At 54.1% G+C, this 22544-nt stretch carries 18 protein-coding genes, 2 tRNA genes and 1 pseudogene; 12 read left to right on the plus strand and 9 right to left on the minus strand.

Translation table 11 applies throughout. The annotated features are described in order from the left end of the window. Positions 1 to 20: 20 nt before the first annotated feature. From dacD to IM290_RS18385, 4 genes are all read left to right on the plus strand, one after another. Complete coding sequence (gene dacD / locus IM290_RS18370) at positions 21 to 1193, plus strand: serine-type D-Ala-D-Ala carboxypeptidase DacD (RefSeq protein ID WP_047740833.1); 1173 nt, start codon at positions 21 to 23, stop codon at positions 1191 to 1193. 118 nt (positions 1194 to 1311) lie between these two features. Next, positions 1312 to 1785, plus strand: coding sequence for a DNA gyrase inhibitor SbmC (gene sbmC / locus IM290_RS18375; protein WP_017383302.1), 474 nt, complete (start codon positions 1312 to 1314; stop codon positions 1783 to 1785). Between the two features lie 91 nt (positions 1786 to 1876). Continuing rightward, positions 1877 to 2935 carry an FUSC family protein gene (locus IM290_RS18380; protein ID WP_017693112.1) on the plus strand — a complete coding sequence of 353 codons (1059 nt, stop codon included), beginning with the start codon at positions 1877 to 1879 and terminating at the stop codon, positions 2933 to 2935. Positions 2936 to 3082: 147 nt separating this feature from the next. Beyond that, the gene (locus tag IM290_RS18385; protein WP_000450410.1) at positions 3083 to 3418 is read left to right on the plus strand and encodes a DUF496 family protein; all 336 of its coding nucleotides are present in this window, start codon (positions 3083 to 3085) and stop codon (positions 3416 to 3418) included. 145 nt (positions 3419 to 3563) lie between these two features. Here the strand turns inward: IM290_RS18385 and IM290_RS18390 are convergent. Then, positions 3564 to 3639, minus strand: a tRNA-Asn gene (locus tag IM290_RS18390). A gap of 226 nt (positions 3640 to 3865) precedes the next feature. Here IM290_RS18390 and emmdR point away from each other — a divergent pair. Both emmdR and IM290_RS18400 read left to right on the plus strand, forming a co-directional pair. Further along, positions 3866 to 5284: a multidrug efflux MATE transporter EmmdR gene (gene emmdR / locus IM290_RS18395; RefSeq protein ID WP_023294986.1), complete on the plus strand. Its 1419-nt coding sequence runs from the start codon at positions 3866 to 3868 to the stop codon at positions 5282 to 5284. A gap of 103 nt (positions 5285 to 5387) precedes the next feature. Continuing rightward, a tRNA-Asn gene (locus IM290_RS18400) sits at positions 5388 to 5463 on the plus strand. Positions 5464 to 5582: 119 nt separating this feature from the next. On the opposite strand, the gene IM290_RS18405 is transcribed toward IM290_RS18400, so the two are convergent. Both IM290_RS18405 and shiA read right to left on the minus strand, forming a co-directional pair. Further along, entirely contained in the window at positions 5583 to 7037 is a 1455-nt protein-coding gene (locus tag IM290_RS18405; RefSeq protein WP_015572404.1) for an AMP nucleosidase, read from the minus strand. Positions 7038 to 7113: 76 nt separating this feature from the next. After that, positions 7114 to 8430 (minus strand): shikimate transporter, encoded by a 1317-nt coding sequence (gene shiA, locus IM290_RS18410; protein WP_017383305.1) that lies wholly within the window; start codon positions 8428 to 8430, stop codon positions 7114 to 7116. 256 nt (positions 8431 to 8686) lie between these two features. On the opposite strand from shiA, the gene pagP reads away from it, so the two are divergent. Further along, entirely contained in the window at positions 8687 to 9262 is a 576-nt protein-coding gene (gene pagP / locus IM290_RS18415; protein WP_125183008.1) for a lipid IV(A) palmitoyltransferase PagP, read from the plus strand. On the opposite strand, the gene IM290_RS18420 is transcribed toward pagP, so the two are convergent. From IM290_RS18420 to IM290_RS18430, 3 genes are read right to left on the minus strand one after another with little or no spacing between them, the layout of a single operon-like run. Beyond that, on the minus strand, positions 9259 to 10182 hold the full coding sequence (locus tag IM290_RS18420; protein WP_026080612.1) for an acyltransferase: 924 nt from the start codon (positions 10180 to 10182) through the stop codon (positions 9259 to 9261). The genes pagP and IM290_RS18420 overlap by 4 nt on opposite strands. Before the next feature lie 38 nt (positions 10183 to 10220). Further along, the gene (locus IM290_RS18425; protein ID WP_109937516.1) at positions 10221 to 13283 is read right to left on the minus strand and encodes an efflux RND transporter permease subunit; all 3063 of its coding nucleotides are present in this window, start codon (positions 13281 to 13283) and stop codon (positions 10221 to 10223) included. Continuing rightward, entirely contained in the window at positions 13283 to 14368 is a 1086-nt protein-coding gene (locus IM290_RS18430) for an efflux RND transporter periplasmic adaptor subunit (protein ID WP_032104796.1), read from the minus strand. Before IM290_RS18430 ends, IM290_RS18425 begins: the two co-directional genes overlap by 1 nt. 472 nt (positions 14369 to 14840) lie before the next feature. On the opposite strand from IM290_RS18430, the gene IM290_RS18435 reads away from it, so the two are divergent. The 3 genes and pseudogenes from IM290_RS18435 to IM290_RS18445 all read left to right on the plus strand — a co-directional run. Beyond that, complete coding sequence (locus IM290_RS18435; protein ID WP_003859525.1) at positions 14841 to 15272, plus strand: universal stress protein; 432 nt, start codon at positions 14841 to 14843, stop codon at positions 15270 to 15272. A 47-nt stretch (positions 15273 to 15319) separates the two neighbouring features. Continuing rightward, positions 15320 to 18013: a cation-transporting P-type ATPase gene (locus IM290_RS18440; RefSeq protein ID WP_193041880.1), complete on the plus strand. Its 2694-nt coding sequence runs from the start codon at positions 15320 to 15322 to the stop codon at positions 18011 to 18013. 62 nt (positions 18014 to 18075) lie between these two features. Continuing rightward, positions 18076 to 18246, plus strand: a pseudogene (locus IM290_RS18445) (L,D-transpeptidase); the annotation flags it as partial. Between the two features lie 353 nt (positions 18247 to 18599). On the opposite strand, the gene IM290_RS18450 reads toward IM290_RS18445, so the two are convergent. Beyond that, positions 18600 to 19493, minus strand: a complete 894-nt coding sequence (locus tag IM290_RS18450; RefSeq protein ID WP_193041879.1) for a LysR family transcriptional regulator — start codon at positions 19491 to 19493, stop codon at positions 18600 to 18602. A gap of 102 nt (positions 19494 to 19595) precedes the next feature. On the opposite strand from IM290_RS18450, the gene IM290_RS18455 reads away from it, so the two are divergent. Beyond that, positions 19596 to 19925 carry a YciI family protein gene (locus IM290_RS18455; protein WP_193041878.1) on the plus strand — a complete coding sequence of 110 codons (330 nt, stop codon included), beginning with the start codon at positions 19596 to 19598 and terminating at the stop codon, positions 19923 to 19925. Between the two features lie 361 nt (positions 19926 to 20286). On the opposite strand, the gene IM290_RS18460 is transcribed toward IM290_RS18455, so the two are convergent. After that, positions 20287 to 20493: a DUF1471 domain-containing protein gene (locus IM290_RS18460; RefSeq protein ID WP_193042606.1), complete on the minus strand. Its 207-nt coding sequence runs from the start codon at positions 20491 to 20493 to the stop codon at positions 20287 to 20289. A 21-nt stretch (positions 20494 to 20514) separates the two neighbouring features. Further along, positions 20515 to 21444 carry an aromatic alcohol reductase gene (locus IM290_RS18465; protein WP_193042605.1) on the minus strand — a complete coding sequence of 310 codons (930 nt, stop codon included), beginning with the start codon at positions 21442 to 21444 and terminating at the stop codon, positions 20515 to 20517. Positions 21445 to 21587: 143 nt separating this feature from the next. On the opposite strand from IM290_RS18465, the gene IM290_RS18470 reads away from it, so the two are divergent. Further along, complete coding sequence (locus IM290_RS18470) at positions 21588 to 22493, plus strand: LysR family transcriptional regulator (protein WP_193042604.1); 906 nt, start codon at positions 21588 to 21590, stop codon at positions 22491 to 22493. Positions 22494 to 22544 lie beyond the last annotated feature (51 nt).

The raw sequence follows: 22544 nt of genomic DNA on the forward strand, positions 1-22544 counted from the left end.
ATTTTTACTGACCTGAGGATATACCGTTGAAACGCCGTCTGTTTATTGCTGTTTCTTTACTCGCTTCGAGTATTTCATCCGCGCTGGCTGCCGAGCCGCTGGATTTTTCACCTCAGCCGCCTGCCATCCAGGCTGGCTCCTGGGTATTGATGGATTACACCACGGGTCAAATCTTAACGGCGGGCAACGAACATCAGCAGCGTAATCCGGCGAGCCTGACCAAACTGATGACGGGGTACGTTGTCGATCGTGCCATTGATAGCCACCGCATCAGCCCCGATGACATTGTGACGGTCGGACGTGACGCATGGGCAAAAGGCAATCCGGTCTTTGACGGTTCGTCGCTGATGTTTCTGAAGGAGGGCGATCGGGTTTCCGTGCGCGATCTCAGCCGCGGCCTGATTGTTGATTCCGGCAATGACGCCTGCGTGGCGCTGGCGGATCACGTGGCGGGCGGTCAGCCGCAGTTCGTCAGGATGATGAATGACTACGTTGAAAAGCTGAACCTGCGCGATACCCACTTCGAAACCGTACACGGGCTGGATGCACCGGGCCAGCACAGCTCCGCTTACGATCTCGCCGTGCTTTCCCGGGCCATCATTCACGGCGAGCCTGAGTTCTATCACATGTACAGCGAAAAGAGCCTGACCTGGAACGGCATCACCCAGCAGAACCGCAACGGCCTGCTGTGGGATAAGACCATGAACGTGGATGGCCTGAAAACGGGTCACACCTCGGGCGCGGGCTTTAACCTGATTGCCTCCGCGGTGGACGGTCAGCGTCGACTGATTGCGGTGGTGATGGGGGCAGACAGCCCGAAAGGACGTGAAGATCAGGCGCGCAAGCTGCTGCACTGGGGACAGCAAAATTTTGATACGGTGCAGATCCTGCATAACGGTAAAAAAGTGGGAACCGAGCGCATCTGGTACGGCGATAAAGAGCAGATCGCGCTGGGCACGGATCAGGACTTCTGGCTGGCATTACCCAAATCGGAAGTGCCGAACATCAAGGCGAAATACGTGATGGATAAAAAAGAGCTGGAAGCGCCGATCGCCGCGCATCAGCGGGTAGGGGAGATCCAGCTGTACGATCGTGACAAGGTGGTAGCGCACTGGCCATTGGTTACGCTGGAAAGCGTTGAAAAGGGCGGCCTTTTCTCCCGCCTCGGCGATTATCTGCATCATAAACTCTGACCTTTTTGGGCAGACTGGCAGTGTTGCGAGTCTGCTCACATAATAAACACTCCTGGTTTGCCGATAATCTCGATTCTGCTTTACAGTGTATATATATACAGTAATAAACGGAGGCAGCATGGACTACAGCATCAGGCAGCAACAGAAACGTACGATCGCTGGCTTTCATCTCGTGGGACCGTGGGAAAAGACGGTCAAGCAGGGATTTGAACAGCTGGTCATGTGGGTAGACGGGCGTCATATTCAGCCGCAGGAGTGGGTGGCCGTTTATTATGACAATCCGGATGACGTGCCGGCAGAAAAGCTCCGCTGCGTTACCGCCGTAACGGTAACGGACGATTTCACTATCCCTGAGAACAGCGAAGGGGTGATGATGACCGAAATTGCTGCCGGAGAGTATGCTATTGCCGCCGCGCGCGTCGAAAATCATGATTTCGCCACTCCATGGTATCAGTTCTTCAACTCCCTGCTGGAAGACAACAAATTCCAGATCGCGGCAAAACCCTGCTTCGAACGCTATCTGAACGATGGCAATGCTGACGGCTACTGGGATATTGAGATGTTTGTACCGGTAGAGCACAAAGTGGGATAATCCTGCGGAATGCAGGGTTTTTCAGCCGGGCGCGATCCACCCGGCTGAAAACACAGTACAATTGTGGTTTGCCGTAGAGCTGGAGACGGGTGTGCGCCCCGACAAGTCATTAACCCCTTTTGAAATTCGGTTATACAAACATTATCGCGTGGTGCACGGTTGCCGCATTGCGCTGGCGTTTGTGTTGACCTTCGTACTGGTTCGTTTGCTGGATATCCCGGAAGGGACGTGGCCGTTGATCACGCTGGTGGTGGTGATGGGGCCGATCTCATTCTGGGGGAACGTGGTCCCGCGCGCTTTCGAACGCATAGGCGGCACCGTTTTAGGCTCAGCGCTTGGGCTTATCGCCCTGAAGCTGGAGCTGATTTCGTTTCCGGTCATGTTGCTGTGGTGCGCGGTGGCGATGTTTCTTTGCGGGTGGCTGGCCCTCGGCAAGAAACCGTATCAGGCGCTGCTGATTGGCATTACGCTCGCGGTTGTGGTCGGCGCACCGGCGGGCGATATGACCACCGCATTGTGGCGAAGCGGGGACGTGATCCTCGGCTCGTTGCTCGCCATGCTGTTTACCGGCATCTGGCCGCAGCGCGCCTTCCTGCACTGGCGCATTCAGATGGCAAACTACGTCACGGCATTTAACCGGGTCTACCAGGCCGGGTTTTCGCCGAATCTGATTGAGCGCCCGCGTCTGGAAAAGCACCTGCAAAAAATCCTCAATGATGTGGTTAAAATGCGCGGGTTGATTACCCCGGCAAGCAAAGAAACCCATATCCAGAAAGCCATTTTTGAAGCTATTCAGACGGTCAGCCGTAATCTGGTCTGTATGCTTGAACTGCAAATCAATGCCCACTGGGCCTCACGCCCCAGCCATCTTCTGATGCTCAACGCGCATACGCTGAAAGAGACGCAGCAGATGACGCAACAAACCCTGCTGACCATCGCCCATGCGCTCTACGAAGGTAACCCACAGCCGATACGGGCGAACAGCGAGCGGCTGAACGAAATCGTCGCCGAGCTTAAACAGCTGATGAATGAGCGCCAGGGAGACAATGTGGCGGAAACGCCCATCCATGGTTATGTCTGGCTGAGTATGGAGCTGGCGCGACAGCTGGAGTTGTTATCGCAGCTGATTTGCCGGGCGCTGCGCAAATAAAAAGCGTATGTGATGCCTGCTGCTTCGATTCAGCAACAATTAGGGTTATGATGGTTTTAAACGATATACTCATTGTCATTCGCAGCCGCTGTCTGTTAAAACGGTTGCTTTAACGAATCCGAATCTCACATTATCAGGGGTGTAAAAATGGAAACTACCAAGCCTTCGTTCCAGGATGTTCTGGAGTTCGTCCGCCTGTTCCGCCGCAAAAACAAGCTACAGCGCGAAATCCAGGACGTAGAGAAGAAGATCCGTGACAACCAGAAACGTGTCCTGCTGCTGGACAACCTGAGCGACTACATCAAGCCAGGTATGAGCGTTGAAGCTATTCAGGGCATCATCGCCAGCATGAAGAGCGATTATGAAGATCGCGTTGATGACTACATCATCAAAAACGCTGAGCTGTCCAAAGAGCGTCGCGACATCTCCAAGAAGCTGAAAGTGATGGGCGAAATCAAAAACGTCGACGCTAAAGGCGAGTAATCGCACACTCTGTTGCCCGGTGGCGCTGCGCTTACCGGGCCTACAGGACTGTTATCACGTAGGTCGGGTAAGGTGAAGCCGCCACCCGACAATTTCACGAACGCAAAAAAGCAAAAAGCCTGCTCTAAAAGCAGGCTTTTAAATTTGGCTCCTCTGACTGGACTCGAACCAGTGACATACGGATTAACAGTCCGCCGTTCTACCGACTGAACTACAGAGGAATCGTTGTGGAGGCTTATCTTAGCGGCGAAAAAACTTTTGTCAAACCTGATCTCAGGCAAAAGCGTTTGTTTGATGATTCTGTCGTCATTTTGTTGTAAATCCAAACATAATTTTATGGAAAATACTTTGCAGGATACGCATTTCTGCCCCATCATTTGAAATGGAGTTTCAACTTTCTCGCTAAGGTCCATTTTGAACGTCACCGCACCCCTACGCCAGGCGATTATGCGCACGCCCTGGTATGCAAAACGTAAGAGTTATCGAGTTCTCTTCTGGCGTGAAATCACCCCCCTTGCCGTGCCTATTTTCCTGGAGAATACCTGCGTCCTGTTGATGGGCGTGTTGAGCACCTTTCTGGTGAGCTGGCTCGGTAAAGAAGCCATGGCCGGGGTAGGGCTGGCGGATAGTTTCAACATGGTTGTGATGTCCTTCTTTGCCGCTATCGATCTCGGTACGACGGTGGTGGTGGCGTTTAGCCTGGGCAAGCTTGATCCGAAGCGTGCCCGCGAAGCGGCCAGACAGTCGCTGATGATCATGACCCTCTTTTCGATCATCCTTGCGGCGGTTATCCATTATTACGGCAAAGAAATTATCGACATTGTCGCGGGAGAAGCGACCAGCGAGGTGAAGGATCTGGCTCTCACCTACCTGGAAATGACGGTGCTGAGTTATCCTGCGGCTGCCATCGCGCTGATTGGTAGCGGTGCGCTTCGTGGAGCAGGAAATACCAAAATTCCGCTGCTGATTAACGGCGGCATGAACATCCTGAATATCATTATCAGCAGCGTTTTGATTTACGGCGTCTTTTCATGGGAGGGGCTGGGCTTTGTCGGCGCGGGTTTAGGGCTGACCATTTCCCGCTACATTGGTGCGGCGGCGATAATTGGCGTACTGATGGCGGGAATTACGCCATCGCTGCGCCTGACGCTGAAAAGCTATTTCCGTCCGCTTAACTTCGCCATTATCTGGGAAGTGATGGGGATCGGGATTCCGGCCAGCATCGAATCCGTGTTGTTTAACGGTGGGAAACTGCTGACGCAGATGTTTGTTGCCGGGATGGGAACAGACGTCATCGCCGGCAACTTTATTGCCTTCTCCATCGCCTCACTCATTAACCTGCCGGGAAACGCGCTGGGGTCGGCGTCGACGATCATCACCGGCAGACGTCTCGGAAAGGGGCAGATAGGGCAGGCGGAACGGCAACTTCGGCACGTCTTCTGGCTTTCAACTATTGGACTGACGGCGATTGCGTGGGGAACTGCGCCTTTTGCCGGGCTGATGGCCTCGTTCTATACGCATGAAAATGACGTGAAAGAGGTCGTGAAGGTGCTCATTTGGCTCAACGCGGCGTTTATGCCAATTTGGGCCGCGTCCTGGGTACTTCCTGCCGGGCTGAAAGGGGCGCGCGATGCCCGGTTTGCGATGTGGGTCTCCATGCTCGGCATGTGGGGCTGTCGCGTTGTGGCGGGCTACACGCTGGGGGTAATGTTGGGTATGGGCGTTGTCGGCGTCTGGCTGGGGATGTTCCTTGACTGGGCCGTGCGCGGGGCGCTGTTCTACTGGCGCATGGTGAGCGGGCGCTGGCTGTGGAAATATCCGCGAAAAAAACCGGAGCAGGAGGTTTCGGAAACGGCAAGTGCCTGACAAATGTGCGAAGTGGAGAATAAATCGGCAAACGATTGAAAATCTGCATTCACCCTTTGACATCCTCAGGGCGCATCGATAATATGCGCCCCGTTCACACGATTCCTCTGTAGTTCAGTCGGTAGAACGGCGGACTGTTAATCCGTATGTCACTGGTTCGAGTCCAGTCAGAGGAGCCAAATTTAAAAAGCCTGCTTTTAAAGCAGGCTTTTTGCTTTTCTGCGTTCGTGAAATTGTCGGGTGGCGCTCCGCTTACCCGACCTACGGAATCCCAGGCCGGGTGAGTGGGTCCTTGTTATCAGCGGAACGGTGGCTCATTGAAGGTGCGCAGCTTGCGGGAATGCAGTTTGTCGCCCTCTGCACGCAGTAAATCGATGGCGCGAATGCCAATCTGAAGATGCTCTGAGATCGCCCCTTCGTAAAAACGGTTCGCCTGGCCCGGCAGTTTGATCTCGCCGTGCAGCGGTTTATCGGACACGCACAGCAGCGTGCCGTAAGGGACGCGGAAGCGATAGCCCTGCGCGGCAATGGTGGCGCTTTCCATATCGATTGCGACCGCACGGCTGAGATTGAAACGCAGGGCGGAGGCGGAATAGCGCAGCTCCCAGTTACGATCGTCGGTGGTGACGACCGTACCGGTACGCAGGCGCTGCTTCACCTCTTCACCCGGCATGCCGCTCACCTCTTTGGTGGCGTCGTAAAGGGCGCGCTGCACTTCCGCGATACTCGGGATAGGAATATCTGGCGGCAGAACCGCGTCAAGGACATGGTCGTCACGCAAATAAGCGTGGGCGAGGACGTAATCGCCAATCAGCTGGCTTTCACGCAGGCCTCCGCAGTGGCCGATCATCAGCCAGACGTCCGGGCGCAGTACCGCCAGATGGTCGCAGATGGTTTTCGCATTCGACGGGCCAACGCCGATGTTAATCAGCGTAATGCCCTGACCGTCGGCGGTGATCAGGTGCCAGGCTGGCATCTGGTGCTTTTTCCACGCCAGGTCGGAGATGGCCTCTTCCGGTGCTTCGGTTTCGGCGGTGATCCAGATCCCGCCCGCGCAGGATAGGGCGATGTAAGGGCTGTCCGGATCGAGGATCTGGCTACAGCCCCAGCGGACAAATTCGTCCACATAGCGGGTGTAATTGGTAAACAACACGAACGGCTGGAAATGTTCGGCTGGGGTGCCGGTGTAGTGGCGCAGGCGTGCCAGCGAGAAATCGACACGGCGGGCATCAAAGTGCGACAGGGGTGAAAACTCTGCCGGGTGATAGATCCCGTCCGCCGTCTCATCGCCAATCTGCGACAGCTCAGTGGTCGGGAAGTGGCGGGTCAGCCCCGCGCTCATGGAGCGATCCAGCGTCAGCGCTGAGCCGTCTATCACGTACGGGTAAGGGATCTCGTGCAGGGACGGCTCAACGCTGATATGCGCGCCGTAATCCTGATACAGCAGGGTAAGCTGCTCTTCCAGATAGGGGCGGAACAGCGCAGGTCGCGTGATGGTCGTGCTGTAACAGCCGGAGTGGGTGAAACGCGCATAGGCGCGGGTTTTCGGATTGCTGCTGGCGCTGCCGTCCCAGGTGACAGAGAGCGATGGATAAACAAAAAGGCCCTGGGTTCTGGCCTTTTCATCGGGAAGTTTCCCTGTTTCGATATAGTCACTGATGGCGCTGCGCAGTGCATTGACGGACTGTTCATACAGTGCGTCGAGTTTTTCCAGCGCCTGAGCCGGGGTCAGGCTGGAGCCCTTATTATTCATGTCTGTCTCCTTGTTCCACAGGTGTGCGGCTTTACCCGATAGTATGTCACACGCCTGTGAAACAAAAGTGAGGAGATCAGCTGTGCGCGGTTTCCTTCATCAACAGGGCGGTGGCGGCAGAAAGCAGGCAACCCGCCAGCAGATAAATCGCCACGCTATGCCAGTTACCGCCGGAGAACGTTACCAGCGCGGCGGCGATAAACGGCGTAAACCCACCGCCGACCACGCTCGCCACCTGATATCCCACGCCCGCGCCGCTGTAACGGTAGCTTGCGCCAAACAGCTCGGTGAACATTGGCTGCTGCACGCAGACCACCATATCGTGAGCGATGTTCGCAAGCATGATCGCGAAGAAGACAATCCAAAAGACCGACTGTGCCTCCAGCGCCATAAAGAATGGCCAGGCGCTGAGTGTGCCGATGAGCGCCCCGGTGATATACACCCGTCGACGGCCAAAGCGATCCGCCAGCCAGGCGAAGCAGGGGATGGTCAGGCAGCTGATCCCGCCCACCACCAGGCCAATATTCAGGAACAATTCCCGCGGCAGGCCGAGGTTTTGCGTGGAGTAGTTCAGGGCAAAGGCGGTGACGATATACATCGTTAGCAGTTCGCACAAGCGCAGGGCAATGATTTTCAGAAAAGCGCCAGGGTGCTGCACCAGCGCTTCCATCACCGGCAGCCGTTTTTTCGCGACCGGTTTTTCGCGCTGCTGCCGCTCAAACTCAGCCGACTCTTCCATGCCGTTACGGATCCACAGGGCCACCACGACCAGCACAATGCTGAAGATAAACGGAATACGCCAGCCCCAGCTCAGGAACTGCTCGTCTGTCGTGAGCTGACTTATTAGCGACACCAGGCCCGTGGAGAGCAGCAGACCCACGCCATAACCCACCTGCACGCCGCTGCTGTAAAACGCTTTCTTGTTCTTCGGCGCGCTTTCCACGGACAGCAATGCCGCGCCGCCCCATTCACCACCGACGGCAAAGCCCTGAATGGCGCGCAGCGTCACCAGCAACACCGGAGCCCACCAGCCAATCGAGGCAAAGGAGGGCAAAATACCGATCAGCGCGGTGGCAATGCCCATCATCCAGACGGTGAGCATCAGCATACGTTTCCGGCCAAGGCGATCGCCGAAGTGGCCGAAAATTATCCCGCCCAGAGGACGAAACAGAAAACCGACGCCGAAGGTGGCAAACGCAGCAAGCGTGCCCATGGCGGGGCTGATCTGGGGAAAGAATTCACGGTTAAAGACCAGCGCAGCGGTAATACCGTAGAGCAGAAAGTCATACCAGTCGACGACGGCGCCTGCGAAGCTACCTAAAGCGGCGCGGCGGGCGCGGTTAAGCGAAGGTGTCTCCTCGTTGCGGCGAGCGGAGATAAGGGTGGAGTCCATAGTTGTCCTGTCTGTACTGATTTTTAATTATTGGTATAAGAAAAGGTCACTCACATCACGGCCGTCATATTGACGGAATGTATGAGACTACCGCGACAGGCGGCCTGAGAAAACGTTTTTATCTTTCCTGAAAGCGCAGAATAAATAAATTTCATCTTATCGGGCGACAACATAAATCAGCCTGTTTGGCTCCGGTTAGGGCTGAATGGTTTACAGTAATAACGATCGCTGCGTAACGTAAGCTGAGGGTATAACGATGCAACGCCTCTTTCCTGCACTGTGGGTAGTCCTGTTTTTAGTCGTATCTCCGCTGCATGCGGAGCCGAAAGTCTATGGCGAACAGCGTATTCACCGCTGGTGGGATGCAGTAACGGACGATATTGCGCAAACCTGGGAACAGCCGGATCGTTACGATCTCTACCTTCCGTTTCTGAGCTGGCATGCTCGATTCATGTATGACAAAGAGAAAACCGACAACTACAACGAAATGCCGTGGGGCGGGGGGCTGGGCGTGTCCCGCTACAACGACGAGGGCAACTGGAGCGCGCTCTTTGCCATGATGTTCAAAGATTCACATAACGAATGGCAGCCTGCGATGGGCTACGGCTGGGAGAAAGGCTGGTATCTGGATAACGCAAAAGATTTCCGTCTGGGGCTGGGGGCCGCTGCGGGGATCACGGCACGCGACGACTTTGCCAACTATGTCCCGCTGCCGTTTATCTTCCCGCTTTTCTCTGCCGGATATAAGCGCGTCACCGTCCAGTTCACCTATATTCCCGGGACCTACAACAACGGCAACGTGCTGTTTGCCTGGCTGTGCCTGGGCTTTTAGAGGGTGATCACTTTTTTGGCCACTGCGTTGGACAGGATCAGCAGCGAAAACAGGACCGACGTAACAAACGTAAGCACAATCAGAGCAAGTTTGGTGCTCAGGGACGTCACCGGAATGAGCGCGGTCAGCAGGTGAAACACCGAGTAGTGCATAATATAGACCCCGGTCATGGTTTTGCTAATGGCGGCCAGCACGGACTCTTTAAACTCCGCATTGCGGCGAAAACGCACGCCGTTGGCCGCAATCACCAGGGCAATAATCAGAATGTAGATTTGCGATCCGGTGAGAATAAAGGCGTTTCTGTCTGCTTTAAATAGCGCAAAAAAGAAGTGCCGTTCGTAAAACCACGTGAAGAGATAAATAAACGGTATGGCGATGACCGCTGCCCTGACCACATTTTTGCGGCCGATCCACGCCGCGATCTGCGGATCGCAAAAGAGCTGCCCCGTCAGATAAAACAGCAGCCACGTCCACAGGCGATACTGCGGCGACAATGAAAGGACATGGGCATCAGGATAGAGGGCTGACAGTAAATCGTACCCGTATGAGAAAAGCAGCAGGGCGGCAATTACCCCGCAAAAGAGCGTTCGTCGCTGGCTGAGCCACTCCACCACCGGGTGAAACGTGTAAATCACGATAAACGCGAACACGAACCAGGGCTGGATCAGATATCCGCGCTGATAGGGCTCCCACAGGTAGTAAATCGTTACCCAGAACAGAAAGACGATCACCAGGCTTTTGATCTTATCCAGCTGCCAGCGCGTGCCGTGTCGGGATTGCCCGTCCAGATACCCTGCAACCACAAAAAATAACGGCGTGGCGATGGTCGAAATGAAGGTTAAAAAACCGAGGATCCAGTGATAGTCATAATCGTAATGATCCCAGGTGTTGTAGATGGTGAAAAAGGTAACCGCCGTCATACACCCCAGCGTCTTGATGATATTCAGCCCTGTCGCATTCATTGTTGTTCAGCTTTGTCCTTACGATGGAAACACGCGTAAATTACGGGGAGTACCAGCAGCGTCAGGATTGTAGCAAACCCAAGCCCAAACATAATCACAACGGCCATGCTCTGGAAGAACACATCCAGCAGCAGAGGGGCGAGGCCGAGTACGGTCGTAAAGGCGGTGAGGAGGATGGGACGCAGGCGCGACGTGGCGGCGTAAACGATCGCACTGTGCTGATCCTGCTGCGCTTTCTGCTGTTCTATCTCTTCCACCAATACAATGCCGTTGCGGATCAGCATCCCGCTCAGGCTCAGCAGGCCAATCAACGCCATAAAGCCAAAAGGGATGCCGGTAATTAAAAACCCCGGCGTCACGCCGATCAGCGCCAGCGGCACGGTCAGCCAGATGGCGACGGCGTTTTTCACCGAACTGAACATCAGCACCGTGATCACAAACATCACCAGATAGCCGAGCGGCAGCGTGGTAAATAGCCCCTGCTGCGCTTCGCTGGAGTTCTCCGCGTCACCGCCCCACTCAATGCTGTAGCCGTGGGGCAGGGGCAGGGCATCAATTTGCGGCTTCACGCGGGCGAGAATATCGCCGGAGGTTTGCTGGCTTAGCGGGTCAGGGTCGGTCTGCACGGTCAGCACGCGGGAGCGGTCACGGCGCAGGATCAGCGGATCTTCCCACTCCAGCGCGAAGCCGCTGATGACGTTGCTCAGCGGAATATACTGCTGCCGGGTCTGGCTCCAGACCAGAACGTTATTCAGGTGATTGGCGTCCAGCCGCTCGCTTTCCGGCGGGCGCACCACCACGGGCAACAGGTCGCTGCCTTCTCTGTACAGTCCTGCCCGACTGCCGGAGAAATTCATCTCCAGTGCGTTATCGACGTCCTGCTTATCCACGCCAAGCTCACGTCCCAGCGCGGTGACGTACTGCGGGCGGATCACTTTGCTGCGGTTTTGCCAGTCGTTCCTGACGCTGTCCGTCGCCGGATCGCGCGTAAGGATGTTGTCTACCTGGCTGGCGATCAGACGCAGCCTGTCCGGATCGGGGCCTTTAATACGTATTTCAATGGCGCTGTCGCCGGAGGGGCCAAACATCACCCGCTTCGTGCTGGCGTTAACCTGCGGATAGTTCCGTGCGATGTATTCATCCATGTGGCGGGTCAGGGCGGGGATGTTACGCTGGTCGTCCATTCTCACCATAATTTGCGCATAGTTGCTGTACTGCCGCTGTCCGCTGTAGGTCAAAATAAATCGCATACTTCCCTGACCAATCGTCGAGACCGTAGTTTCCACGCCTGGCTGGCCGTTAATGGTTTTCTCGATATCACCGGTCATCTTCTCGGTCCAGTTAATGTCGGTACCGTAAGGGAGCCAGAGGTCGACAAAGAAAATTGGCGTACTGGAGGAGGGGAAGAAGTTCTGCCGCACCGAGCCAAAGCCCCAGATGGCGGCGGCCAGCAGTGCGGCCATCACTACCAGCGTTGGCGCTTTACGCCGTAACAGCGCGTTGAGCACACCCTGATAGATCCGATAGATGCGTTTGTCATAGGGATCCGTTTCGTCGGCCTTTGGCGGTGCAGCATCTCGTTTAAACAGCCACCACTTAATCAGCACTGGCGTAATGGTGAGGGCTGAGAACCAGCTCAGCATGAGCGAAATCAGCAGGACCTGAAACAGCGACTTACAGTATTCGCCGGTGGAATCCTGTGACAGCCCGACGGGCGCAAAGGCCAGGATGGCGATGACCGTTGCACCCAGCAGCGGCAGCGCAGAACGGCGAATAATGTCGCTAATGGCGTTCATCAGGGACGAGCCCTGCTGCCGGGCTACCAGTACCCCTTCGACAATAACAATGGCATTGTCGACCAGCATGCTGAGGGCGATGATCAGCGCACCCAGTGAAATGCGCTGTAGTTCAATACCCCAGAGATACATGATCAGCAGCGTGCCCAGCACGTTGAGGGCGAGGGAAAAGGCGATAATGATCCCGCTGCGTAAGCCCATAAAGATCAACAACACGCCGATGACAATCGCCAGCGCCATCAGGAAGTTAATGATAAATCCGTTAACGGAATGCCCGACCTCCGCCGCCTGATCGTAAAACAGGTCGATATGGATACCTGCTGGTTTCTCGGCTGACATCTGCTCTAGCTTCGCCTCCAGGGCATGTCCCACGTCGATCACGTTAACGCCGGGGATAAAGGAGACGCCCATGGTGACGGCTTTTCTGCCGTTGGCATGGTAGATGCTGGCAGGGGACGCATCCAGCCCGCGTGACAGGGTGGCAATATCCCGTAAGCGGGTAGCCGCCCCAACGCCGGGCGGGGTCACGATGAGATCGGCCAGCTCGTCAATACTTTCGAATTCACCGGTAGGATGCAGACGAATTGACTCGGTACCGGAGGGGATCTCTCCCGCGCTGGAGACCACGTTCAGCCTGCTGAGCTGGGCAGAAAGCTGGTTCAGCGTTATCCCGCGCGCGGCCATTTTGCTCAGAGAAATGTCCACGTTAATCTGCTGAGTGAGGGCTCCGCCGATGGCCACTTTGCCCACGCCTGGCACGAGGACCAACTCCCGGCGCAGCTGCTCGGCATACCGGACCAGTTCCGGATTGCTGAATTCATCTCCGGAAATGGCAAAGAAAAAGCCGAACACATCGCCAAAATCGTCATTCACAAACGGGGTCACTACGCCGGGTGGAAACTGTCTGGCGGCATCTCCCACCCGGCGACGCAGTTCATCCCAGATTTGCGGCAGTGCATTTGAGTGGTAGCGCGAGGCTATATTGACCGTGATCTGCGACAGGCCGCTGGAGGAGATGGAGCTGACGTTATCCAGATAAGGTAACTGCTGAAGCGCATTTTCCAGCGGCAGGGTGACCTCTTCCTCAACCTGCTGCGCCGACGCGCCCGGATAATGGGTGATCACCACCGCCGTTTTGATGGTAAACGCCGGATCTTCCAGTCTGCCAATGTTCAACAGGGCAATAATGCCGCCTACGCCCAGCAGCAAAATAGTCAGCCAGACGCGAACCGGGTTGCTGATAAACTGACGAGAGATATCCATTACAGTCCCCGTTCACGCGTCCAGATACGTACCGGCTGGTTGGGATGTAGCTCCCCAACGCCTGCGGCCACCACGCGTTCACCGGCCTTAAGCCCACCGACGATGACGACCCCCTCAGCGCTGACTTGCCCCACGCTGACCTTACGATCTTCAAGGTGCAACGTATCGCCTTCGCCCGTCACCACCCAGACATGTGGCTCATTGCGCGGGCGGTTATCCGGGTTAAAGACCGCTTCAACCGGCACTACCAGCGCCTCACTGCCCACACCAGCCGGAAGGTTGGTTAAATTGATGGTGACCGTTCCGCTGACGCCGCCCACGACGGGAAAATCATCCGGGCGGGGCATGGTTAAAATCACCTGCCAGGTCAATGTGTTGCTGTCGCTACTGCCTGAGTGCTCTTTGTACACAGCGGTAAACTCGCGACCGGGCAGGGCGTTGATCCTCACTACCGGTTTGTACTGCGCATTGCGAATATCGAAGGTGTTAAACAGGTTCTCTGGAAGGCTGAACACCACGTCCAGCAGATCGGTACGGGTCAAAGTGACGACGGGCTGGCCGGCGGAGACGACCTGATGATTTCGCACATGGACGCTGGCCGCTGTCCCGCTAAAGGGGGCGACGAGCGTCATCTGGCTTAATTCTTCGCGCGCAATCTGTAGCGCGGCGTTTGCTGAATCGCGGTTGGCGCGCTGGACATCCATCTCGGCTTTCGACACGGCCTGGCGTCCCGCCAGGGTCTGGAAGCGGTCGAATTGCCGCTGAGCCAGGGTCGCCGCCGTTTGCCTGTCGTTCAGGCGCTGCCGGGCTTCACGGGCGTTGAGGCTGGCGAGCCGTTGCCCCTGTTTGACAACGGCACCCTGGCGAATGTCCAGGGTCTCAATCTGCCCGGCTCGTTTGAACGCGAGATCCGTGGCATCGCCGGATTCAATACGGGCGGGAAACACGCGCTGCTGCGCGTTGCCGGCCTTGACCACCTCTGCGACTTTTACCATTTTCGGCAGGGGCGCGGCGCGGTCGGGTTTCGGATCGCACGCCGTCAGCAGCAATAAAACAGCAGGCAGAAGAGAGAGGTAGCGCTTCACAGTATTCCCCTGATAATAATTGTTTTATTTATTTCGTCATCAATGCTGGGGTGGCGCTATTCTGCCAGGGCCGAGACGACCACATAGGTAAATAAACCGATTGCTGTGCTGGCGATAATGGCGAGCGCAATAAACAAACCAAGGCGAATCAGGCTTAAACCGTACATGCATTCCTCCATGAGGTTGAAGGTGGCGCGGGATAAAGAGAATAAACGTGTTGCATGCCTGACTATGAGCATAGTCGGTGAATAAATAAATGTTAAATAACCATTATTAGTGGCGTGACATACTCAGGCGAAACAAGCGTTACGATGGTGTATCCCCTTTGAATAACATCCTGATATTCCTGTGCTACGTTTAATAGCATCCATTCCTTTTTTCCGTAAAAGGCATTCACGCCTGTACCCATGGGTTTGATGCGATCTCTCATGATTCACTCACTGTTGTGTTGGTTATAAAAAGGATGCTTGATATGTATAAAACGATTCTGGTGCCGGTGGATGTATACGAAACAGCATTGTCTGATAAAGCGCTACAGCATGCCCAATTCCTGGCGCAAAGCGCATCGGGTAATGTCCATCTGCTGTACGTTATGCCAAAGTTCTCGGCGGAACTGACCCGCGGTTTTATTGCAGACGCGAGAAAGATGGATGAATATATGATTAATAATGCTAAAGAAAAACTGGCTGCGCTGGTAAAAAAAATCAACCTGCCGGAAGCAAATGTCCATCTACATGTTCGCAGCGGGAATATACGTGATGAGGTAATCAAACTGGCGGATGAGCTTAACGTCGGTGCGATTATTGTGGGATCGCGTAATCCAAATATTCAAACTCATTTATTAGGGTCAGAGGCGGCGAGTATCGTTCGTTACGCGCATGTTCCTGTTTTCGTTATTCGTTAATGTCATGAAAGCAAGGTGATTTCTGAAAAGAACCTGAGGAAGGAACGATGATAACAGAAAAGCCTCACCGTCCGTATTATCAACAGACCGTTGATGAAACCCTGACAAATATCCAATCCAGCCTCGACGGACTTAGCAGTACAGAAGCCACCGCCAGGCTGGAAAAATACGGTGAAAATGCCTTACCGCAAAAACCGGGTAAACCTGGCTGGCTGCGCTTTCTGGCCCATTTCAACGATGTCCTTATTTACGTCCTTCTGGCGGCGGCGCTGCTGAAGCTGATAATGGGACACTGGGTGGATATGTTTGTCATTCTTGGGGTAGCCATCATTAACGCCCTGATTGGCCATATTCAGGAGAGCAATGCGGAGAAATCGCTGCAAAGTATTCGCAATATGCTCTCCAGCGAGGCTGTGGTCATCCGGCAGGGCAACCATGAAACTATCCCGACGACAGCGCTGGTGCCCGGAGATATCGTCGTGATACGCGCCGGGGATCGCATTCCTGCCGATCTTCGCGTGACAGAGGCGCACAATCTGCGGGTGGAAGAAGCTATTCTCACCGGCGAATCCACGGTAGTGGAGAAAAGCAGCGATGCGCTCCACGGGGAGTTGCCGTTAGGCGACCGTTACAACCTGCTTTATTCTGGCACCACCGTCAGCTCCGGCGCGGGAAAAGGGCTGGTGGTGGCGACCGGTGGGGAGACCGAACTCGGCCATATCAACCAGATGATGTCAGACATTGAAAAACACCGTACCCCGTTGATGGTGCAAATGGACAAGCTCGGCAAGACCATTTTTATCACCATTCTGGTGATGATGCTGGCGCTGTTCGTTTTCAGTCTTATCTTCCGTGATATGCCCGTATCAGAGCTGGTGCTGTCGTTGATTAGCCTTGCGGTGGCGGCGGTGCCGGAAGGATTACCGGCCATTATCTCGATCATCCTCTCGCTGGGCGTGCAGGCGATGGCGCGTCGCAAGGCGATTATTCGCAAGCTGCCTACCGTGGAAACGTTGGGGGCGATGACGGTTATCTGCTCGGATAAAACCGGCACCCTGACCATGAATGAGATGACGGTAAAAGCGGTGATTACCGCGGACACCACCTACCGCGTGGACGGAGACAGCTACGAGCCGGTGGGTACTATTCACCCCGTTGACGATCCGACACCGGTCACCGTGAACCCGGGATCTGTGCTGGAGCGCTATCTGCGCACAGTCGATCTCTGTAATGACAGCCAGCTGATCAAAGATGAGCAGGGGCTGTGGAAAATCACCGGCGGTCCAACCGAAGGCGCGCTGAAGGTGCTGGCGGCCAAAATCCCGCTTCCGGCAATTGACGCCGAATTGCGCAGTAAAATCCCATTTGATTCGCAATATAAATACATGTCCACCCTCTATCGCCTGGGCGACGAAGAGGTGATGTTAATCACCGGTGCGCCGGACGTCCTTTTCCGTCTTTGCCAGCACCAGCAGACCCAAAACGGGCTGGAGCCGTTCAACCTGCACTACTGGGAAGAGAAGATTGAAAAGTATGCGCGCGAGGGATTGCGCATGGTGGCTGCGGCCTGGAAACCGGCCGCCAGCGGGCAGCGCGAGCTGACGCATGCGGATCTGCAAGAAGGGGTCATACTGCTCGGCATTGCGGGCATGATGGATCCCCCGCGCCCGGAAGCCATTTCGGCCATTGCCGACTGCTTGCAGGCGGGCATTCGCGTGAAAATGATTACCGGGGATCATCCACAAACGGCGATGAGCATTGGACAGATGCTGGGTATTGGCAACGCGGCGAGCGCCATTACCGGGCGCGAGCTGGAGGCGATGGACGATCACCAGCTGAGCGAGGCGGCGCAAAAATACGATATCTTTGCCCGCACCAGCCCGGAAGATAAATTCCGCCTGGTGCAGGCGCTGCAAAGTAAGCAGGAAGTGGTCGGAATGACCGGGGACGGGGTGAACGATGCGCCGGCGCTGAAGCGGGCGGATGTCGGCATCGCGATGGGGATCAAAGGTACTGAAGTCACCAAAGAAGCCGCCGATATGGTGTTAACGGATGATAACTTTGCCACCATTGCCCGGGCGGTCCATGAAGGGCGTCGGGTCTACGACAACCTGAAAAAGACCATTTTGTTCGTTATCCCGAGCAACATCGCCCAGGCCTTGCTGATCATTATTGCCCTGCTGGCGGGGAACCTGATCCCACTAACGCCGGTACTGATCCTGTGGATGAACATGGCAACCTCGGCAACGCTGTCGTTTGGCCTGGCGTTTGAAGCGGGTGAGAAGGACATCATGAACCGGCCGCCGCGTAAGTCAAACCTGCATGTGATGGACGGTTATGCCATCTGGCGAGTGGTGTTTGTCGGCCTGATGATTGCCATCAGCGCCTTTGTGCTGGAGGCCTGGCTGCAACCACGCGGCTACTCACCGGAGTTCATCCGCACCGTGTTGCTGCAAACGCTGGTCACCGCCCAGTGGTTTTACATGCTCAACTGCCGCGTCACCGACGGCTTCTCCCTGAGTAAAGGTCTGCTGGCTAACAAGGGGATATGGATCGTGAGCGGCGTACTTCTGGCCCTTCAGCTTCTGATCATCTATGCGCCGTTCATGCAAATGCTGTTCGGTACCGAAGCGCTACCGTTCCGCTACTGGATCATTACCTTCCTGATTGGGTTTGCGATGTTCATGATTGTTGAAGCAGAAAAAGTCCTTACCCGGAGATGGCGGACGACGAAAAGATGACTGAATGAGTAGGCTAAGCCTGCCCACCGGCAGGCTTTCTCTTTGACTGAGTACAGAACACTATGATTCGATTTGCCTCGTTCGTTTTTACGCTTGGTATTCTGGTTCCCGCTGCATCTGCTGTAACCTACCCCCTCCCTCCCGAGGGCAGCCGTCTGGTGGGGGCGCCGATCACCATCACCGTGCCTGAGGGCAATACTCTGCCGCTCGAAGCGTTTGCAGCGCAGCACGGACACCGGTTTAAGTCAGATGTCTGTTCCAACGGATAAAATTGCAGGTACTGCCCATTCTGAGAATGTCCAGGGAGGGGGGCACTTCAAAAATCCCTCACTTCTAACACCGTTCTGCTGGTTTTGTAATGGCAGATTGAATTTAACCACCTGAACAGAGGAGATAGCCTTACTTCAAGACAAGTCAGGTGTCTTAAATAAAAAAGAAATTTCATCTCAGATTTCAGGTGAATGTTCGTTCCTAATGGCAAAATAAATAGCCCAATGAGATAGGCTATTGCGCATCTGCAGTGAAATTGACTGACAGCAGTGATGCCTAAGTGAGATTGCTGTTATTAAAAGGCTTAGCGGAATAATTAGCTAAGATGTTCATACAATTCGTCAATAAAAACTTTATACCGGTTTTCTTTAGCCCGAGAAGGGTCATACAATAAATGCATTTCCCGAGGGGGAATATTAAAATCTTCCAGAACAGGAACGAGTTTTCCCATTTTAATAAATCGTTCAAGTCCCTTTTCATAACCAAATAGCAAGCCAGTACCTCTTAATGCCGCCTCAAGGATTGCTCCCCAGTCGTTAATCGCCAGGCGAGAGTTTACCATCACTTCAGCAGGACCTTCAGTGCTGGCAAAAGGCCAGTAATGGGTTAACCCCGCAGACCAGGGTGCAAAAACCAGACACTCATGATGTTTCAGATCAGAAGGTTGTTCTGGATGACCGTACTTTGTCAGGTATTGAGGAGCAGCACATGCAATAAATCGGTATGCAGGCAACGGTTTTGCCGCAAGCCGGAGTTTCTTATCAAGCTCGCCGATTCGTATCACCAGGTCAAAATCTTCTGAAGCAGGATTAATGACGTCATCAGTAAGAACAAGTTCAATACGCATTTTCGGGTAGCGCTCAAGAAATGTGCTCAAAAAATCCACCAGGACATAACGGCCGAACGTTACCGGCGCATTCAGCCGCAGCGTACCTGCAAGAACTCCGCTCGTACTGCTTGCTTCCCGGTCAGCGCTGTCGATGGCCTGTAAAATTGTTTCACAACGCCTGTAGTACAGCGATCCTGCCGGCGTCAGGCTTTGCCTGCGCGTCGTTCGGTTAAGCAGGCGCGTTTCAAGCTGCTTCTCAAGTGTGGCGATATGGCGGGCCACCATCTGAGGCGACATACCGAGTCTGTCTGCGGCCGCGACAAAAGAGCCTGTCTGAACCACAACCACGAAGGCCCGCATTCCGGTAAGTTTATCAAGCATTCGCTACTCCTGGTTGTTTCAGAACTCAATATTGGCGAATTTTAAAAACTGCTAATACTTATTATGCTTATTTTTTGTCTCATGAACAGGACAGCGAAAACGATGCACATTTATATTGTCAGAATGGACCATCCGGACGGCAGCGGGTGGAATACCTTTGTGCGCGAGCATGTGATTTATCTGAAGGGTCTGATAGAACAGGGCAAACTGTTAGCGTCCGGTCCGCTCAAAAATACGCCACTGCGGGCGGGATTTCTTATTTTCAGGGCTGAAACGCGCGATGAAGTCCAGTCCATGATCAGTGCGGACCCTTTTGCACGTGAAGGACTCATAGATAAGCTTGAAATCCATGAATGGGACCCGTTGTTTGGTCAGCTTGACAGGTACGCAAGCCACAATACGGTCAGTGAGTTGCAGGACTTAATTGGCTGAAAATTTGAGCCCCGAGAAAAATACTATCAGTATCCTGGAGTATTCATATACCGGGTATGAGGTAAGTAGCCCCCTGGCATTCAGAACAGGTCATTCAGAAATGCCGGGGATATAAATTATACGCATTTTTCCGGACCAGGTATCCGCCGCTGCCAGGGGGAGACTGGCGCTGCTGTACACGATGGTGGGGAGTTTTACCTGATACGTACGGGAAAACTCTCAGTAACCCCCCGTTATACTTTATAAATTTATTGATGAATCAAAATAAAAACCTTCAGTATGTAATACAGATATAAATATCCTTGATTACGCCGACAGTCTTACCAGGTAAATTCAAGAGGGCTGTATCATCCAGTTCGATTTATTCCGGCAGGATTTCTGCTGTGATATGTACTTTATTTCCCATGCGGGCTTCCGTGATTTTATACCCCCTGTCACCCAGCTTGTCGGCCTGCTGGCGAATTTTTTCTTCCGTCTGCTCCAGTGTATCGCCTGTTGCCGTCACGGTTTGAGCACAGACTGAAAAAGGCAGGATTATAGAGAGGAATAACGTCATGATATTTTTCATTGATAATCCCTTCATTAATAATTAAATGGATGACTTAAGCCAGGCTGCGATATTCTGCGTGGGAATATTGTTCTGCACGTTCCAGGTGTCGTTCATCGGCCACCACATACCGTCTCCTCGGGCGAAGGCCGCACGATAGCGAAGCATCTGGTCATCCGGGTTGGCCTGTAATTCCTCCAGCAGGGTTGGCAGGGTCAGAACCTTTTTTGCAAAGGTTTGTTGTGTCACTCGCTCGACCGTTTCTGCCAGTTCACCATAGGAAGTCGTTTCTCCGGCAACAAAAACTACTTCGTTGGCAATACGCGGCTGATGTAGATAAATATCGGTGGTGAGTCGGCCGATATCTTCCGGAGAAGTTACTGTAACCTGTGTGTCCCATCCCCCCAGCGCATTGATAGTGCGTGCGGATAAATTCACCACGTCGAATGCAGGCTCGAAGAGAAAGCTGGTAAACATACCGGTGGAGATAATGATCCATTCGGTATTGTGTTGTTCTCGCAGTAAGGTTCTTACATCATACTGTTCGTCCCAGACCGGCTGGCCGCTGCCTTTGCCAACGACATCGTAGTTAACACCAAACTGCCATGGAAAGTAGCGGTTAACTCCGGCTTCCAGCACTGCGCGGGTGATTTTTATCTGAGTACCTGCGCCTGCAACAAACCCCATGCAATTGATAACGGTATCAAACTCTTTAAATTGATCCTTCAGGGAGTCCGTCGTGCAGGCGGCGATATCCAGAGGGATTAATTTTGCACCGGCATCGACATATTTTTGATGCGTGGAAGCTCTCAGTTGACCTTGTTCATCCCAGGCACGAGGCGAAACGATAACGCACACAGTGCCCTCGCGCTGAGTGACTACCGGGAGCAGATGCTGCAGTACAGCCGCCCCGAGTTGTCCGGCGCCCAGCACCAGTACTTTTTCACCTGAGTGTAATTTATGCTCTGCCATATTGGTTCCTTATACGCTTTCAGACTTGTTCATTGTGTGGGAGTAAGTGTAAGGCAGCGATGTACCTTCGATAAGATCACGGAACCGGGTTAGACTATTCGCTGTTATGGGATAATAAACGTGTACAGGCAAGAGAGGATGGGATGGATAAACTGGGAGCAATGCAGGTTTATGTCAGTGTGGTGGACTCGCATGGCTTTGCAAAGGCAGCAGAAGTGCTTGGCCTGCCACGTTCAACGGTTTCCAGGGTTATCCGGGAACTGGAATCCTGGCTTGGGATCCAGCTTTTACAGCGTACCACCCGCAAGCTCAGCGTCACGGCGGGGGGGAAGCGCTACTATAATGAATGCAAACGGATACTGACAGATATTGCTGCCATGGAGTCGTCTTTTTCCATCCGTTCTGAGCAGCCCAGCGGTCGTTTCAAAGTCGGGATGCCCCAATCCCTCGCCCGGCATTGCATTATCCCTGAACTCCCGGTGTTTCTCCGCCAGTACCCCGGACTGGAAGTGATTCTGTGCTCAAGCGATAATGTCGAAGATATCATTCAGGAAGGATATGACTGCGTGATCCGCACCGGCAGGATCGAAGATTCAACTACTCTGGTTGCCCGCCCACTGCCCAACTTTACCTGGGTTGTTCTGGCCGCGCCTGCTTACATTGACACCTTTGGAAAACCGCAAAAACTGGATGAACTGGAAAAGCATCACGCGGTTGGCTATCTGAATCACCGCACCGGGCGCACCACTGAATGGTTTTTTACGCTTGAGGAGGGGGACCGGGCGATCCGTATGAAAGAAACACTGGTTGTTGACGATACCGATGCTTATATTCAGGCCGGAATACTTGGGGTTGGGTTAATCCGTGTTGCCAGTTATCTGGTCACTCCTTACCTGCAAAGCGGGGAGCTGGTTTCCTGTCTTGAGAATTATACCTTTGAGTTACCTCTGTCCCTGGTATATCCGTATAGCCAGTATATACCGCCCTCGGTTCGCGCTTTTTATGACTGGAGCAGAGCAACGTTAAGTCATCAGGATAATCGTCCGTAAAAAGAGAGTTAACTTTTTTAGCGTACATTTTCATTCTGTTGGCCGTCACCT

This window comes from Enterobacter cloacae complex sp. S1 (assembly GCF_014930525.1).
Classification (GTDB): Bacteria; Pseudomonadota; Gammaproteobacteria; order Enterobacterales; family Enterobacteriaceae; genus Enterobacter; species Enterobacter hormaechei_C.

Bases quoted from the DNA above. Each gene is read 5' to 3' on its own strand.
- sbmC (WP_017383302.1), top strand. From the start codon at position 1,312: ATGGACTACAGCATCAGGCAGCAACAGAAACGTACGATCGCTGGCTTT.
- IM290_RS18385 (WP_000450410.1), top strand. From the start codon at position 3,083: ATGGAAACTACCAAGCCTTCGTTCCAGGATGTTCTGGAGTTCGTCCGC.
- emmdR (WP_023294986.1), top strand. From the start codon at position 3,866: ATGCGCACGCCCTGGTATGCAAAACGTAAGAGTTATCGAGTTCTCTTC.
- IM290_RS18405 (WP_015572404.1), bottom strand. From the start codon at position 7,037: ATGAATAATAAGGGCTCCAGCCTGACCCCGGCTCAGGCGCTGGAAAAA.
- shiA (WP_017383305.1), bottom strand. From the start codon at position 8,430: ATGGACTCCACCCTTATCTCCGCTCGCCGCAACGAGGAGACACCTTCG.
- pagP (WP_125183008.1), top strand. From the start codon at position 8,687: ATGCAACGCCTCTTTCCTGCACTGTGGGTAGTCCTGTTTTTAGTCGTA.
- IM290_RS18420 (WP_026080612.1), bottom strand. From the start codon at position 10,182: ATGACGGCGGTTACCTTTTTCACCATCTACAACACCTGGGATCATTAC.
- IM290_RS18425 (WP_109937516.1), bottom strand. From the start codon at position 13,283: ATGGATATCTCTCGTCAGTTTATCAGCAACCCGGTTCGCGTCTGGCTG.
- IM290_RS18435 (WP_003859525.1), top strand. From the start codon at position 14,841: ATGTATAAAACGATTCTGGTGCCGGTGGATGTATACGAAACAGCATTG.
- IM290_RS18440 (WP_193041880.1), top strand. From the start codon at position 15,320: ATGATAACAGAAAAGCCTCACCGTCCGTATTATCAACAGACCGTTGAT.
- IM290_RS18450 (WP_193041879.1), bottom strand. From the start codon at position 19,493: ATGCTTGATAAACTTACCGGAATGCGGGCCTTCGTGGTTGTGGTTCAG.
- IM290_RS18455 (WP_193041878.1), top strand. From the start codon at position 19,596: ATGCACATTTATATTGTCAGAATGGACCATCCGGACGGCAGCGGGTGG.
- IM290_RS18460 (WP_193042606.1), bottom strand. From the start codon at position 20,493: ATGAAAAATATCATGACGTTATTCCTCTCTATAATCCTGCCTTTTTCA.
- IM290_RS18465 (WP_193042605.1), bottom strand. From the start codon at position 21,444: ATGGCAGAGCATAAATTACACTCAGGTGAAAAAGTACTGGTGCTGGGC.
- IM290_RS18470 (WP_193042604.1), top strand. From the start codon at position 21,588: ATGGATAAACTGGGAGCAATGCAGGTTTATGTCAGTGTGGTGGACTCG.